Here is a 13,538-nt window from a genome sequence, read left to right on the forward strand (position 1 = left end):
TTTAACGGATCCTGCTTTTGGACAGCACACCGCATCAAAGGCCCGTACATTGGAAACAACCCATTGGATTTGCTTAGAAAAGGCAGGGGTGTTGCGGTTTTTCTTCCATGTGCGCGTTTTTCTGGTAGTCTAGGGAAAACAGCGCACATCAAGAGGCGCATTTCAGGCGATCAGAGCAGCACATGACCCCGGATCAAACCCTTCCTCCGTATTTTAACATCAATCCTGAGGATGCGCTCAACACATTAGGCGCGCCCACCACCACCGCTGATTTCGCCCACATCGCCAAAGCCTGCGAAGCCGGGCGCACGGATCTGGCCAGTCGGGGGCTTGAAGAGAACGGCGCGCGCAGCCTCCGCCTCTTCTCCACCTGGGAAATCACCCGCTACCTGATCCCCGTCGCCACTGGCCATTTCCGCCGCGTGCTGAAACAGAACCCCGACCTGCCACAAGGCCGCAGCGAAACATCTGGCGGCGCGAAATGGTTCACCTTTGACGAGGTCCTGAAACTCCGCGCCCATTTCGCCGCCGAAGGCTCCAAGACCAAGGAATACCTCCCCTACCGCCCCGCCGGTCAGCCCGCCAAGCTGGTCGCGGTCGCCAACTTCAAAGGCGGCGTTGGCAAGACCAGCACAGCGGCCCATCTCGCCATGTCCGCTGCCCTCGACGGCTACAAGGTGCTGGTGATCGATCTGGACAGCCAAGGCTCCATGACCTCGATCTTCGGCGGCAAAGTTCAGGACGAATGGCAAACCGTCTTCCCCTTGCTCGCCCGCCACTACGCGCGCCACCTGCAATCCGACAACCAGCGCCGTCTGGACCGTGGCGAGGCCCCCACCCCGCTCGATGACACGCTGTCAGATGCGCTGAAAACCAACGCGCAAGGTCTGATCCAAAACACCCACTGGCCCAATATCGACCTGATCGGCGCGCAGCTGAACCTCTACTGGGCCGAGTTCCAAATCCCCGTCTGGCGCATGGCCGCGCGGGGTTGGAAGCTCTGGGATGCGCTCACCGACAGCCTCGATGCAGACGGTATCCTCGACCAGTACGATGTCATCTTCCTCGATACGCCCCCCGCCCTTGGCTACCTCACCATCAACGGGCTGGCCGCTGCCGACATCCTTCTGGTCCCCCTCGGTGCGTCTTTCCTCGAATTCGACTCGACGGGCCGCTTCTTCGACATGCTGCACTCCACCTTTGGTTCTATCGAGGAGGCCGAGAACATGGCCGCCCGCGCGCTTGGCCGTGATGGGCTCAGCTTCCAATGGGACGCCGTGCGCGCCGTTGTCACCCGCTATGACAGCGCGCAACAGGCCGAACTGGCCGCCCTCATGCAGGCCTATCTCGGCCCCACCCTGTCCCCCCACCGGCAGGGCTTCACCGCGCTCATCGGGCAAGCCGGCGAACAGGTCCAAGGCATCTACGAAGCCGATTACCGCGATTTCAACCGCGAGACCTATGTGCGCGGGCGCGAAACCTTTGACGCCACCTACGCCGCGTTCAAACAGCTTCTCATCGGCAGCTGGCACCGTGACGTGCAGGCGGCGCAACAGGCGGCGGAGTAAGCAGATGTTCGCAGCGAAACGCCTCCTCTTCCTCTTGCCGAAAATACCTCGGGGGTTTGGGGGCTGGCCCCCAATCACCGCCCGCCACAGTGACCTGTCGTTAACCAATTGCCACAAGCCTCTCACCCGCAAAACAGGAGGTCCCGATGGCCAAGCGTAAGCGCCTCACACCGCCGAACCCGGCGTTCCTCGACACGCCCGCGCCCGAGACGAAGTCGATGTTCACCGCGCCAAGCAGCGCCCCCATCGCCGATGTGGCGCGCGATGCCTCGGCCTCGGCCGCGCTCAATGAACTGACCGACACCATGGCCCGCGCCCGCGACGAGGGCCGCATGGTGGTGCAACTGCCGCTGGATCAGATCGAGATGGACCACCTTGTCCGCGACCGGGTTGTCGTTGACGAGGAGGAGATGCGCACGCTGATGACGTCGTTGCGCAACCGGGGTCAGCAGACACCGATCGAGGTTATGCCTCTGGGCGACAATCGCTACGGGCTCATCTCTGGCTGGCGGCGCTGCAAGGCGCTGGCGCTGATTGCCGGGCAGGACCACATTCAGAGCCCCACCGTTCTTGCCCTGCTTCGCAAGCCGGAGGAGGCGTCGGATGCCTATCTCGCCATGGTCGAGGAAAACGAGATCCGCGTCGATCTGAGCTACTTTGAACGGGCCAGAATCGTCTCTAAATCGGTCGAAGAGGGCGTTTTCGGGATGGAGCGCACCGCGCTTCAGGAACTCTTCCGCTCCGCCTCGCGCGCCAAACGGTCCAAGATCGGCAGCTTCCTTCCGGTGGTGCGCGCGCTGGACGGGCATTTGCGCTTTCCCCATGCGCTCAGCGAACGGCTGGGGCTGAGCCTGGCGCAAGCCCTGACCGAAGATCCGGACTTTGCGACAGAGCTTCAGGCGCAGTTGAGCCGCGCTGAAAGCGAGACGGCAGAGGCGGAAACTGCCCTGCTGTCAAAGGCGGTATTGTCCAAAAATCAGTCTCTAAAACGTAGTTTAGAGACAAAGAAGACCACGACGACAGACCCGGCGTTTCGCGACGAAACCATCGGCGCGTTTACCTTGCGCCGTCATAAGGATGGCACGGTGTCGATCCTTGGGGCCGCTTGGCCAAACCGCATGGAGCCGGATCTCAAGATGCTTCTGAAGGCGGCGTCGGATCGCGTCCAGAAATAGGTCCGAAACGGACCCATTGTTTCGCGCGCGAAACATTAGGACCGAAGCGGACCTATCGTGACGGGCGCGGAGGCGTCGACGCGTCCGCCTGTTTCCGTCACCGGAAACAGCACCGGGTGCGCGGTTAAGGTCGCGTTAACTCTCTTTAAGGCAGGGTAAAGGCGATCCGATCCGGAAGCCCGTCATGCCCTATCGCCTCCTGCGTCTGTACCGGCGCTATATCACCCATCACCTGTCGTTGCCCCTCGCGCGCCTGCCCGGTCCCGACCAGCCCGAAGTGTTCGTCCGGCTTTCGGGTGGGCGGGTCTGTCTGGATGCGGCGGGGGTTCTGGAACATGGCGGTGCCTGTGCCAGGGGCGCGGCCCCGTCCCTGCCCTTTGACCTGTCCTCCGGAATCCGGGTTTCGCTGCGATCAGATCCGGCGACACCGCATCATGTGCCACCGCTTCCGCGCCGTCACCTGCTGGCGGCGCATGTCAGAATGTGGCCCCGGATGGTCGGGCGGCTGGCCACGCTTGTGCCCCTTCTGCCCCGCCTGCGCGATCCGCATGTCCGGGCCAGGGCGCGGGCGCGGCTGGGATTGAGGGCCGCCTCCCCGGCCCCGGTGTTGCAGCCCCGGCCGGGGCCCGCGCCATTGACGCATCCCGACATCGGGATTGATCTGATCCTGCCGGTGCACAATGCCGCCTCGCATGTGGCGCGGTGTCTGGACCGGATCCCTCTCATGACCGACCTGCCCTGGCGGCTGGTGATCGTTGAGGATGGGTCGACCGATCCGGAGATCCGACAGATGCTGTCGGTCTGGTCCGCGCAGCGCCCCGAGGTGACGTTGATCACGCATGATGCGCCCTGTGGATTTGCCGGGGCGGTCAATGCCGGGCTGGCCTGTCTGGGGCGGATCAACCGGCCCGTGGTCTTGCTGAACTCTGATATCACGCTGCCGCAGGGCTGGGCGTCCCGGTTGATTGCACCGCTCCTGGCAGATGACACGATTGCCAGTGTGACGCCGCTGTCCAATGAGGGCGAGCTGATGGGCGCGCCCCATGCCTGCGCCGGTGTTTCTCTGCGAAACGGAGAGGTTGATGACGTGGACGCGGCGCTGCGCCCCTTCGCGCGGGATCATGACCTGCCGTCCCTGCCCACCGGCACCGGGTTCTGCCTGGTGCTTGGTCCCAAATGGCTGTCCCGGGTGCCGCGGTTCGATGAAGGGTTCGGGCGTGGATACGGGGAAGAGGTCGATTGGTGCCAGCGCATCCGTCTTCTTGGTGGGCGGCATGTTTGCCAGACGGGGCTGTTTGTCGGTCATGTCGGCGCGGCGAGCTTTGGTCGGTCGCAGCGGCAGGCCCTGCGCGCGAAATCCGCGCGCATCCTGTCCCGGCGCTGGCCGCGGTTTGACGACGCCGTGGCGCAGAGCCTGTCCAATGATCCGCTGGCGCTGGACCGTCTGCGCGCGGGGCTGGCCTGGGCCAAGGCGCGGCTGGGGCCACAGCCCCTGCCCGTCTATCTGGCGCATTCCCTGGGGGGTGGCACGGCGCGCTGGCTGACGCAGCGGTTGCAAACCCATGATCTGGCCGTGGTGCTGCGGGTCGGGGGCCCGCTGCGATGGGAGATCGAGCTGCATTCCCAGGCCGGGGTCACACGTGGTTCAACCGAGGCCTTTGCCGATGTGCTGGATCTGTTGCGGCTCGCGGGCGCACGGGCCGTGACCTACACCTGCGCCGTGGGCGATCCCTGGCCCGAGGAGATCCCGTTTCGGTTGCTCAACTTGTGTGCCGGTGGGCACCGGCTGACCGTCCAGTTCCACGACTATTTCCCGCTCAACCGCGATTACACGTTTCGCAGCGCCCCCGACCCGGACTGGCAGGCCCTGTGGCGGGTGGCGCTGGACCGGGCCAAGGCGCTGGAAGTGTTCTCGGAGGCGTCCCACCGCATCGTGGCGCAGGTCCATCCCGATCTTGCCCATAAGATCACGCTGCGGCCGCATGCGCCGCTGGGCCCGGTGCCACGGCTGACACCCGCGCTGTCACGGCGTCCGGTGATCGGTGTGCCGGGGCATCTCAATACGCAGAAAGGCGCGGCGGTGATCGCTTGGCTGGCGCAGGCGCTGGCCCGCACGGGAGAGGCGCGGCTGGTTGTTCTGGGGGAGGTTGCGCCGGACTGCGCCCTGCCACGGTCGGTCACCGTGTTGGGGGGCTATACGCTTGAGGACCTGCCGCATCTGGTGGCGCGGCACGAGATCGGCCTTTGGGTGATCCCATCGCTGTGGCCCGAGACGTTTTCCTATGTCACCCACGAAGCCCTTGCGACGGGTCTGCCCTGTTTCGGGTTCGATCTGGGCGGGCAGGGGGATGCCTTGCGCGCACAGACCAACGGGCATGTGGTTTCGGTGCGAAACACCGGTGGCGCGGCGGTCGAGGCCATGTTGGCCGCGTTGCGGGCGCATCCGGATTGGCCGTCTTGCGCGTTGGACAGGGACACAGACACCGCGAAACCGCCCCGTTTCGTACAGGTCCGGGCATGATCCAGGGAGGGGATGAGAAAGGTCCGGATCGGTCTTATTGTTTCGCGCGCGAAACATTGGGTCCGTTTCGGACCTATCTGCGACGGAGCGGTTTACAGATCGCTCAGGATATCCCGATGCCAGCGCAACAGCCCGATCCCGGCCAGCAGCGCAATGCCCAGCCCCAGGGCCAGCACATAGGTCGCGCTGACATATGTGGCGTCATATCCGGGATAAAGCCCGCGCCGCACACTGCCCACCACATGCACCAGCGGGTTCCACCACAGCACGTCCCGCCAGGGCAGGGGCACCGCTTCGAAGGTAAAGAAGATGCCCGAAAGCAGGAACATCGGGCGCATCAGGATCGACCAGATCCGCTGCCAGATCGGGAAAAGACCAATCAGCAGGCAGTTCAGGATCCCGATGCCGAGGCTCAGGACCAGCAGCAGCGCGGCGGCGCGGCCCAGTTCGGCGATGTCGGGTATGGCGCGTGTTTCGCTGAGAAACAGGATACCGGTGATCAAAAGGCTGCTGACCGCGATCTGGGTGCCGGCGGCCAGCAGGAACCGCGCCAGCAGCGCATCCAGCACCCCCACCGCCGGATAGGCAAAAAGCGGGCGCGAGAAGTTCAGCGCCTGCGCCAGTTTGGTCGTGATGTCCGAGAAGGCAAGGAACGGCAAAAGCCCCGAGGCGTAGAACAGCGGAAAGCTGGTGCCAAGCGCCGGGGCCTGAAAACTGATCGCAAAGATCGCCGACAGCAGCGCGATGCCCAGAAGCGGCTCGAGAACGGCCCAGAGATACCCTCCCGGCAGACGCCCGTGGCTGGTGGCCATTTCGCGCAGGATCAACGCGCACACCGCGCGCCAAAGGGTGGGACGCGCGGTGTGACGGGGCAAGCGTGTGAGTGGTGCGGGCATGGGAACGTCCGTGTGAATAAAACACGCTATGCGGGAAAATATACCCAATGACTCTCGTTAAATCAATCCCTCCTGATCCGGCTGTACCGTTTCACGGCACGGCACAGGCGATCCTTCCGACAACGCCCATAAGGCTGCCGTCGCGCGCGCGGTGGCAGCGGCGGCATGTGGTCATGGCCCTGTCCTTTGTGATCTGCGTGATCCTGCCGGTGGGCGTCAGTGCGTGGTATCTCTGGGCGCGGGCGGCGGATCAATACGTGTCCGAGGCCGGCTTTGCCGTGCGCCGGGAAGACGCGGGTGCCGCGGTCGAGATGCTGGGCGGATTGGCTGGCCTGTCGGGCAGCAGTTCGCGGGATACCGATATTCTGTACGAATACCTGGGATCGCGCCGTCTGGTGGCAGAGCTGGAGGCCGATCTGGGAATTTCTGCGCTTTGGGCGAAACCGGGAACCGCGCTGTTTCGCGGTGAAACAGACCCTGTTTTTGCCTTTGCCACAGATGGGCGTGCGGAAGACCTGCACCGCTACTGGCCGCGGCGGGTCACCGTGTCTTATGACAGCCTTGCCGGGCTGATCGAACTGCGGGTCACCGCGTTTGCGCCAGAGGATGCGCAGCAGATCGCGCAGGCCATCGTGGCGCGGGCGACGGCGCTGATCAATGAACTGAGTGACGTGGCACAGGCAGATGCGCTTCGGGATGCGGGGGCCGAGCTTGAGGCAGCCGAGACGCGGCTGAAGGCCGCGCGGCGGCAGGTGACGAAGTTCCGCAACACCCATCAGCTGGTCGATCCCAGCGTCGACCTTCAGGCGCAGGCGGGGCTCCTGGGCAATTTGCAGGGGCAGTTGGCCGAGGCGCTGATCGCGCTCGACCTGCTGCGGGGTGAGACGCGGGCGGGTGATCCCCGGCTGGAACAGGGCGCGCGCCGCGTTGCGGTGATCGAAGGGCGTATTGCCGCCGAACGTGCCAAGCTGGGGCTTGAGGGCGACGACGCGGGGTTTGCCAATGTGGTGGGCGTCTATGAAGCGCTGGTGGCGGATCGCGACTTTGCCGAGCGTGCCTATGCGGCGGCGCGCCGGGCCTATGATCTGGCCCAGGCCGAGGCGCGGCGGCAAAGCCGCTATCTGGCGGCATGGCAACGCCCGACCCTGGCGGAAACCGCGGAATATCCAAGACGCGGGCGTTTGCTGATGCTGATTGCCGGGTTCGCGGTGTTGCTCTGGGGGCTGGCGGCGCTGTCGGTCACCGCTGCGCGGGACCGGCGGGGATGATTGCGCTGCAGGATGTCTGGAAGCGCTTTCCCGGTGGGCCGGTGGTGGCGCAGGGGATCAACGCGGTGTTTCCAGGCGGGCAGGCCACGGCGCTTCTGGGGGGCAACGGCGCGGGCAAGTCGTCGCTTCTGGCGATGATCGCGGGCGGGCTGCGCCCCGATGCGGGCCGGGTGTTGCGGTCCGGCGCGGTGTCCTGGCCGGTGGGCTTTGCCGGAGCGTTTCATCCCGATCTGACCGGCGCGCAGAACACGCGGTTCGTAGCGCGGGTCTACGGCGTGGACAGCGACGGGTTGCTGGGCTTCGTGCAGCAGGTGTCCGGGCTGGCGGACGCGATGCGTCAGCCGGTGCGGCGCTATTCATCGGGCATGCGCGCACGGCTGGGATTTGCGATCTCGATGGGGGTGCCGTTCGACATGTATCTGGTGGACGAGGTCACGGCGGTGGGCGACGCCGCGTTTCGCCGCGAAACGGCAGAGATGCTGAAGGCGCGGCTGGGGCAGGCGGGGGCAATCGTGGTCAGCCACGCGCCTGCGCAATTGCGCGCGGTCTGTACGGCGGGGGCCGTGCTCGAGAACGGACGGCTCAGGATGTTCGAGGATTTGGACGAGGCGATCGCGGTGTATGAACGGGGCGCGCGGGTGAGCGCGTGAGGTTGGATCAAGGTGCCAAGGCGCGGAACAAGGCCGCAGGCCGCCGCGCCATCGACGGGCCGCCCCACGGCACGGCGATGTGGGGGCCGTGGGCGCAACGGTCGATCATTTTCGGAGTGATGAGATAAAGCGCATTGATCTCAGGGGGGATCGCCGCACCTCGGCCCGTCGATGGCGCGCCTGTATCTCTACGCCGCGAGCCACAGGGCCAGCCTGTCCTGGGGCCAGTGGCGGTCCCGGCTCAGATGGCGCAGGCGGTGTTTCGGGGGCAAGGGCAAAACGGTGTGCAGAACGGCGCGTGCCTCTGGAGTCAGCCTGTCCATATATGGCTCTAACGCAGCCAGATTTGCATCTGTCCAGCGCCGATAGGTGCCGTTGCCCAGCTGTTTGATCCGCCAGAGTTTGGCCCGCATCCCGTGGCGCGGGCCAAGCGCGTTTGTGTCATGGGCGCGGTAGATCACGCCGGGGGTGTGATCGTGATGGATCTGCGCGCCTGTCCCGGTCAGGATCATGTATAGCCACCAGTCCCAGAAGGGCACCTCGACCGGACCGATGGCCCGGGCGGTTGCCACTGCGGCGGCGTCCAGCATCAGGCCACTGCCCGCCAGAAGGCATTCCACAAGCGCGTTGCGAAATGTCGGGGGCCGCGGCACGCGCCAGGGCATGGGGTGGGGGGGCTCGCCCCCGCGCTGCAGCAGGCGGTGGGGCACATAGGCCTGCCCGGCGGTGGGCCCGTCATGGCACAGGGCGGTGAGCCCCCGGGTCAGGTGCGTGGGCAGCCAGAGATCATCCTGATCGGCAAAGGCGACGGGGCCGCCGGGCAGGTCCGGGTGGCACAGCAGGTGCAGGTAGTTTGCCGCCAGCCCCTGTTCCGGCCCGGCCAGCATCAGCACCGGGTTGGGGCAGGTGTCGGCAAAGGTCCGGATCACATCGCCTGTGGCATCGGTGGAGCCGTCATCGCTGATCCAGAGCGACCAGCGGGGATGGTCCTGTGCCGCCAGGGACGCCAGTTGCTGACGCAGGAACGCCGCCCCGTTCCTGGTGCCCATGAGGATCGTGATATGGGGAAGGGAGGACATGGGGCCAGTATGGGGATGCCTGGACAAATTTCAACCTATACGTGTATTTCTGGGGCGGATATGCGACACATTCCGGAGGGGATGCCATGTGAGCGAGGTTTCTCCGCGTGCGCTTGAGGCACTGGGCCATCCGCTTTAGGGTCGGCTGCACGCCCCGTTTGGGGCGCGTGTTGCCCTATTTGACCGTAAAGGCCTGCGCCTGATGGAGTTTCCTCCGATCTATATCCTCAGCCTCAAGGGCGCGCAGCGCTTTGAGCCGCTTGTGGAGGCGCTTGAGGCGCGGGGGCTGGCTTACGAGATTTTCTGGGGCATTGACGGGCGCGAGGGTCTGCCGCAGGCACATGAACCGCGTGTGGACCGCGCCGGGGCCGAAGCACGCATGGGCCGGCCGATGTCGGACGGGGAATTTGCCTGCGCGCTGTCGCACCGGGGCATTTACGAGCGCATCGCCGCCAGTGATGCGCCGTCGGCAATCGTGCTGGAGGATGACGCCGATCCGGGGGAGGCGTTCTTCGAGCTTGGGCCTGCGCTGAAGGCCCCGCCCTGTGGTCTTTTGCTGTTCGATCACAAGAACACCTATGTGAAAGTGCGCGACCGGTTGATTCTGCCCGGCGGGGTACGTGCCTATCGCGTGGCGCTGCCGCCATTTCTGGCGACGGGCTACATGGTGTCGCGCGAAGTGGCGGCGCATCTGGCGTTTCGCAACGGACCGGTGGTGCAGCCGTCGGACTGGCCTGACGCGATTTTGCAGTTCGACAGCTATGCCTGCGATCCACGGGTGATCACGCAACGGGGGCGCACGGTGGGCACTTCAAGCCTTGAGGCCGGGCGGCGCAAACACAAACACCGGCGGCGCAAGAGCCTGCGGCGGTTGTTGTATAAATCCTATTGGCGGCGGTGGCTGACGAAACGGCTGGCGCGCAAGCTGGCGTGACAGCGGCGGGGCGTGAGCGCGCGTAACCTGCGCTTTTTTCTGGCCGCCCGATGCGCGCCGAAGGCGCCGGGCATCGCCAGACCGGCCCAGCGGGCTGGCGATTTGGTGGGTTCTGGCGCGTCGTTCGATCTGCAGACGGGCTTGGCTGAAATAAAGCGCCTTGCACGACGGTTGATCGCCATCCCCCGGCCTGGCGATGCCCGGCTCGCGCTATTCCGCGGCTTCTATCTGTGGCGCGGCCGTTTCGAACCGCAGGGAACGCAGCATCAGCCCCAGAGGGCGCGGGTCGGCAGACACCCCGAGCGCCTTGGGGCTGTGACAGGCGGGCAGGGACAGATCCACGCGCAGCGGACCGGTGAACCCGGGCAGGGGGAGGACCCAGTCAAAGCTGGGGTCACCCCCTTGCGGGCGGGTGTCGCTCCAGCTGGTGCTGCGGCCGGTGGTTTCCTCGGTAGCCTTGATGCTGATCGTCATCGCCTTATGGGTGAGGGCGGCCTCGAACAGGGAGGCTGCGCCTCTGAGCGCGGTGGCGGGCAGATCCGGGCTTGCATGGGTGCGCAGGGAAGCCCTGGGCTGGGCGGTCCACAACCCGGCATCCTCGGGCGGGTGAAAGCCGGTCAGGCGCAGGGCCCGTGCGTCGGGCGTCTGCGCGATGTGCACGATATCGGCATTGGGCGGCAAGGGCGGCAGATGTGCCGGAGAACGGCCATCGGGATCGCTCAGGATCTGATGTACCGCCGCCATCTCCGGGCGTTTCAGGAGCGGATCGCCGCGGGTTTCAAGATAGGTGAGCAGGGTTGCACCGAGACCATCGCGTTGTGCGTGCTTTGTGAGCTGCGTCTGCGCGTCCGGGGTGGGGCGGTGCCCCAGCGCCTGCAGCGCCATGGGCAGGGCCGTGGCACATGGCAGGCCCATCAGCACGGTCCAGAGCGCGGCATCGGAAATGGGCAGGGCAAGGTCAGAGATGTGATGCTGCGTGTCGCCGCTTTGCGAGGCCGCGCGGGCCAGCAACTGGCGCAGCAGGCCAAGCCGCTGGAGGGTGCGCAATGGCCCGCCCTGTTGCAGGGCGCGCGACAGGGTGGCCGGATCCCTGACCGGCACATTGAGCAGATTCAGAGCCACATATTGGCCCACATCCTCGTCCGGATAGGCCCAGAGATCCGGGGGCAGAAGGCCGCGCCCGGCCAGGATGCCGGACATCAGCCCGCGCACCTGGACATAGCTGCTGTGCCAGTCCTGATCCTGCGCGTCGGGTGTGATCACACGGGCGCGGGCGATGTCGGAGCGCCGGGCAAGGCGGGTCTGGCCCGCGCACAGGAACGTGGCGAGCTTGTCGGCATAAGCCTCGGCCGTGCGGCCTGTCATGAAGCGTGCAGCGGCCTGTCCGCGTTTTGTGATCACACGAGGGTCGCGGAGGATATCGCGCAGCGTGTCGGCGAGATCCGACGCGTCGGCCCCGGCGGGCAGGTGCCAGCCGCATTTACCGGGCATCTCGGCGAAACAGCCCGAGTTCTGCACGATCACAGGCCGCCCGCTGGCCATCTGTTCGGCCAGCGACAGGGACGCCCCTTCGGTGTTCGGTCGGCGCAGGTTGAGAAACAGATCGGCCTCTTGCATCACCGCCTTGAACGCGGTGTCGTCCGGGTCTGGCACGATGCGGATCGTGTCGGTCAGCTGGGCGGCTGTGATGCGGGTGTCCAGCATCTGCATATACGGCGCGTCGCCCGCATGGCCTGCGATGGTGATGTGATACCGGTCCGCCAGATCGGGGCTGCCGGCCAGGGTGTCGACCAGCAGATCGAGCCCCTTGGTGGGGCCGATATGCCCGGTGGCGGCAAGGCGCAGGCGGGCTCCCAGGCCGGGGGCGCGTTCGGGCGGATCAACGGGCACATCCGGGCGCGGCATGAACAGCGTGGTGGCAGAGCCGGGATAGGTGTCGCCAATGGCGCGGGCGGCAAAACCGGAATGGGTGATGACCCCCGTGGCCAGCCGGGCCAGCACATCAGATAGCGGCACTTGGGCGGCCCAGTTGCTTTCCCACGGGACGTAGGACACGGGCGTGTTGCCGCGCAGCGTGCCGCTGGTGGCGAGGTAGTCGAACCCCGTGGCCCCCGAGACCGCATGGATCAGCGCGCCAAAGCCGGGGGCCGGGGCGGTGCCGTCATGGTGCAAACCGGCAAACATGTGCTGGTAGACATGGTCATGCAGCACCACGGGGCCGGGATGGGCCATCAATGCGCGCAGGATCATCCCGTGATGCGCTTCGTTGTTGCCCAGATGGTAGAGCATCAGGTCGAACAGATCCGGCAGGTCCGACCGGATCAGCGCGTCCGACAGCGGCAGGGTGGGGCAGGGCATGGGCAGGCGGTCGTCTTCGGCACAGGGCGGGTGCAGCACCATGACCTCCAGCCCCTTGCGGCGGGTCAGCGCGCGCAGCACCGATTGGGCGTAGGATCCAACGCCGGTGCGGGCAGAGATCGGGCAGACCCAGGCAAGGCGCATCAGGCCGCCTCTTGCAGATGGGCCGTGTCGTCGAGCACCGCGTCGAAGCGTTTGAAATCGGCGGCGCGTACGGCGGCATTGGCGGCGGCAAAGCGGGCGGTTTCGGGGTTCTGGCGGTCGCCACTGTGGCGGATGGCATGCAGGCGGCCGGTCATGGTGCGGGCGCGGGCCTCCAGTTCCGACAGGTTGGGGGCAAGATCGACATAGGACCGTCCGGCGCACAGGCTGCGCAGGGTTTGCCCCGCGCCATGGCCGTCGGCGGGCAGCACCAGCGTGTAGGCCCCGGAGAGCAGGCTGTCGAACGGCGAAAACGCGGTGATCGCGCAGTCCTCGCCAAAGCCCAGATGCAGGTGCAGATCGGCGGTGAGCCCCGCGCCCATCCCGGCGTGATCGCTGTCGGGGGCAGCGATGCGGATCGCGGCGTCCAGATCGTGCAGCGCGCCACGCAGCACCTCGGCCTGTCCCGTGGGGGCGTTGTGATCAAGGATAAGAATGCGCGGCGGTGTCTCGGGTGTGCCACCGGGCAGGGGGGCTGTGACGGGGAAGCGGTCGGCCAGTGCCAGCGGGATCCAGGGCGCGAACCCCACCGAGGCCGCGACATCGGCCCGGTCCATCAGGATGGCGCGGCTGTAGCCTTGCAGCACCAGCGGCAGCGTGCCTGCGGCGGACCAGGCGTTCGGGCCGCCAAACGTCTCTAATTCTGCGGAAAGTGCTTGTGTGAGGAGGAGCGTCGCGGGCCCTTGGGCCAGGGCCTGTGGCAGGCCAAGCCCCAGCGAGACGGTGTGCGGCGCATGGGGGCGGGGCGGCAGGGCGGCAAGGGTCAGCGCGTCCTGCACCGCGCGTGCGCCGGTGGCGCGCGGGACAGAGGGGGCCAGCACATGCCCGCGCCGGTGCAGGTGGCTGCGCAGCGCCTGCGCCATGAGCCGTCCCCGCAGGCCTTGTGGA

11 protein-coding genes are annotated in these 13,538 nt (G+C 66.4%); 7 read left to right on the forward strand and 4 right to left on the reverse strand.

Translation table 11 applies throughout. The features are described 5' to 3' along the window. Window positions 1-182: 182 nt before the first annotated feature. From MWU54_RS18090 to MWU54_RS18100, 3 genes are all read left to right on the forward strand, one after another. The gene (locus MWU54_RS18090; protein ID WP_247086562.1) at window positions 183-1,568 is read left to right on the forward strand and encodes an AAA family ATPase; all 1,386 of its coding nucleotides are present in this window, start codon (window positions 183-185) and stop codon (window positions 1,566-1,568) included. Window positions 1,569-1,714: 146 nt separating this feature from the next. Further along, window positions 1,715-2,743, forward strand: a complete 1,029-nt coding sequence (locus MWU54_RS18095) for a ParB N-terminal domain-containing protein (RefSeq protein ID WP_247086564.1) — start codon at window positions 1,715-1,717, stop codon at window positions 2,741-2,743. A 184-nt stretch (window positions 2,744-2,927) separates the two neighbouring features. Further along, on the forward strand, window positions 2,928-5,264 hold the full coding sequence (locus MWU54_RS18100) for a glycosyltransferase (protein WP_247086566.1): 2,337 nt from the start codon (window positions 2,928-2,930) through the stop codon (window positions 5,262-5,264). A gap of 92 nt (window positions 5,265-5,356) precedes the next feature. On the opposite strand, the gene MWU54_RS18105 is transcribed toward MWU54_RS18100, so the two are convergent. After that, complete coding sequence (locus tag MWU54_RS18105; protein WP_247086568.1) at window positions 5,357-6,160, reverse strand: ABC transporter permease; 804 nt, start codon at window positions 6,158-6,160, stop codon at window positions 5,357-5,359. 47 nt (window positions 6,161-6,207) lie between these two features. Here MWU54_RS18105 and MWU54_RS18110 point away from each other — a divergent pair, with 47 nt between their 5' ends. The 3 genes from MWU54_RS18110 to MWU54_RS18775 are packed head-to-tail and all read left to right on the forward strand — an operon-like array spanning window position 6,208 to window position 8,206. After that, window positions 6,208-7,428: a capsule biosynthesis protein gene (locus MWU54_RS18110; protein WP_247086570.1), complete on the forward strand. Its 1,221-nt coding sequence runs from the start codon at window positions 6,208-6,210 to the stop codon at window positions 7,426-7,428. Further along, entirely contained in the window at window positions 7,425-8,078 is a 654-nt protein-coding gene (locus MWU54_RS18115) for an ATP-binding cassette domain-containing protein (RefSeq protein WP_247086572.1), read from the forward strand. Before MWU54_RS18110 ends, MWU54_RS18115 begins: the two co-directional genes overlap by 4 nt. Next, window positions 8,075-8,206: a hypothetical protein gene (locus MWU54_RS18775; protein WP_281496172.1), complete on the forward strand. Its 132-nt coding sequence runs from the start codon at window positions 8,075-8,077 to the stop codon at window positions 8,204-8,206. Before MWU54_RS18115 ends, MWU54_RS18775 begins: the two co-directional genes overlap by 4 nt. 60 nt (window positions 8,207-8,266) lie before the next feature. On the opposite strand, the gene MWU54_RS18120 is transcribed toward MWU54_RS18775, so the two are convergent. Then, a complete protein-coding gene (locus MWU54_RS18120) occupies window positions 8,267-9,157 on the reverse strand; it encodes a glycosyltransferase (protein WP_247086574.1) in 891 nt (296 codons plus the stop codon). 202 nt (window positions 9,158-9,359) lie between these two features. Between MWU54_RS18120 and MWU54_RS18125 the strand changes: the two genes are divergently transcribed. Continuing rightward, on the forward strand, window positions 9,360-10,091 hold the full coding sequence (locus tag MWU54_RS18125) for a glycosyltransferase family 25 protein (protein WP_247086576.1): 732 nt from the start codon (window positions 9,360-9,362) through the stop codon (window positions 10,089-10,091). Between the two features lie 210 nt (window positions 10,092-10,301). Here the strand turns inward: MWU54_RS18125 and MWU54_RS18130 are convergent, their stop codons facing one another. Together MWU54_RS18130 and MWU54_RS18135 are read right to left on the reverse strand one after the other, a co-directional pair. Beyond that, window positions 10,302-12,593 (reverse strand): glycosyltransferase family 4 protein, encoded by a 2,292-nt coding sequence (locus MWU54_RS18130; RefSeq protein ID WP_247086578.1) that lies wholly within the window; start codon window positions 12,591-12,593, stop codon window positions 10,302-10,304. Continuing rightward, the coding region (locus tag MWU54_RS18135; protein WP_247086580.1) for a hypothetical protein at window positions 12,593-13,538 on the reverse strand (946 nt) is incomplete at its 5' end. The genes MWU54_RS18130 and MWU54_RS18135, both read right to left, overlap by 1 nt.

This window comes from Marivita sp. S6314 (genome assembly GCF_023015985.1).
Taxonomy (GTDB): Bacteria; Pseudomonadota; Alphaproteobacteria; order Rhodobacterales; family Rhodobacteraceae; genus Marivita.

Coding starts and splice junctions, on each gene's coding strand:
- MWU54_RS18100 (WP_247086566.1), top strand. CDS start 2,928: ATGCCCTATCGCCTCCTGCGTCTGTACCGGCGCTATATCACCCATCAC.
- MWU54_RS18095 (WP_247086564.1), top strand. CDS start 1,715: ATGGCCAAGCGTAAGCGCCTCACACCGCCGAACCCGGCGTTCCTCGAC.
- MWU54_RS18125 (WP_247086576.1), top strand. CDS start 9,360: ATGGAGTTTCCTCCGATCTATATCCTCAGCCTCAAGGGCGCGCAGCGC.
- MWU54_RS18090 (WP_247086562.1), top strand. CDS start 183: ATGACCCCGGATCAAACCCTTCCTCCGTATTTTAACATCAATCCTGAG.
- MWU54_RS18105 (WP_247086568.1), bottom strand. CDS start 6,160: ATGCCCGCACCACTCACACGCTTGCCCCGTCACACCGCGCGTCCCACC.
- MWU54_RS18130 (WP_247086578.1), bottom strand. CDS start 12,593: ATGCGCCTTGCCTGGGTCTGCCCGATCTCTGCCCGCACCGGCGTTGGA.
- MWU54_RS18110 (WP_247086570.1), top strand. CDS start 6,208: ATGACTCTCGTTAAATCAATCCCTCCTGATCCGGCTGTACCGTTTCAC.
- MWU54_RS18120 (WP_247086574.1), bottom strand. CDS start 9,157: ATGTCCTCCCTTCCCCATATCACGATCCTCATGGGCACCAGGAACGGG.
- MWU54_RS18115 (WP_247086572.1), top strand. CDS start 7,425: ATGATTGCGCTGCAGGATGTCTGGAAGCGCTTTCCCGGTGGGCCGGTG.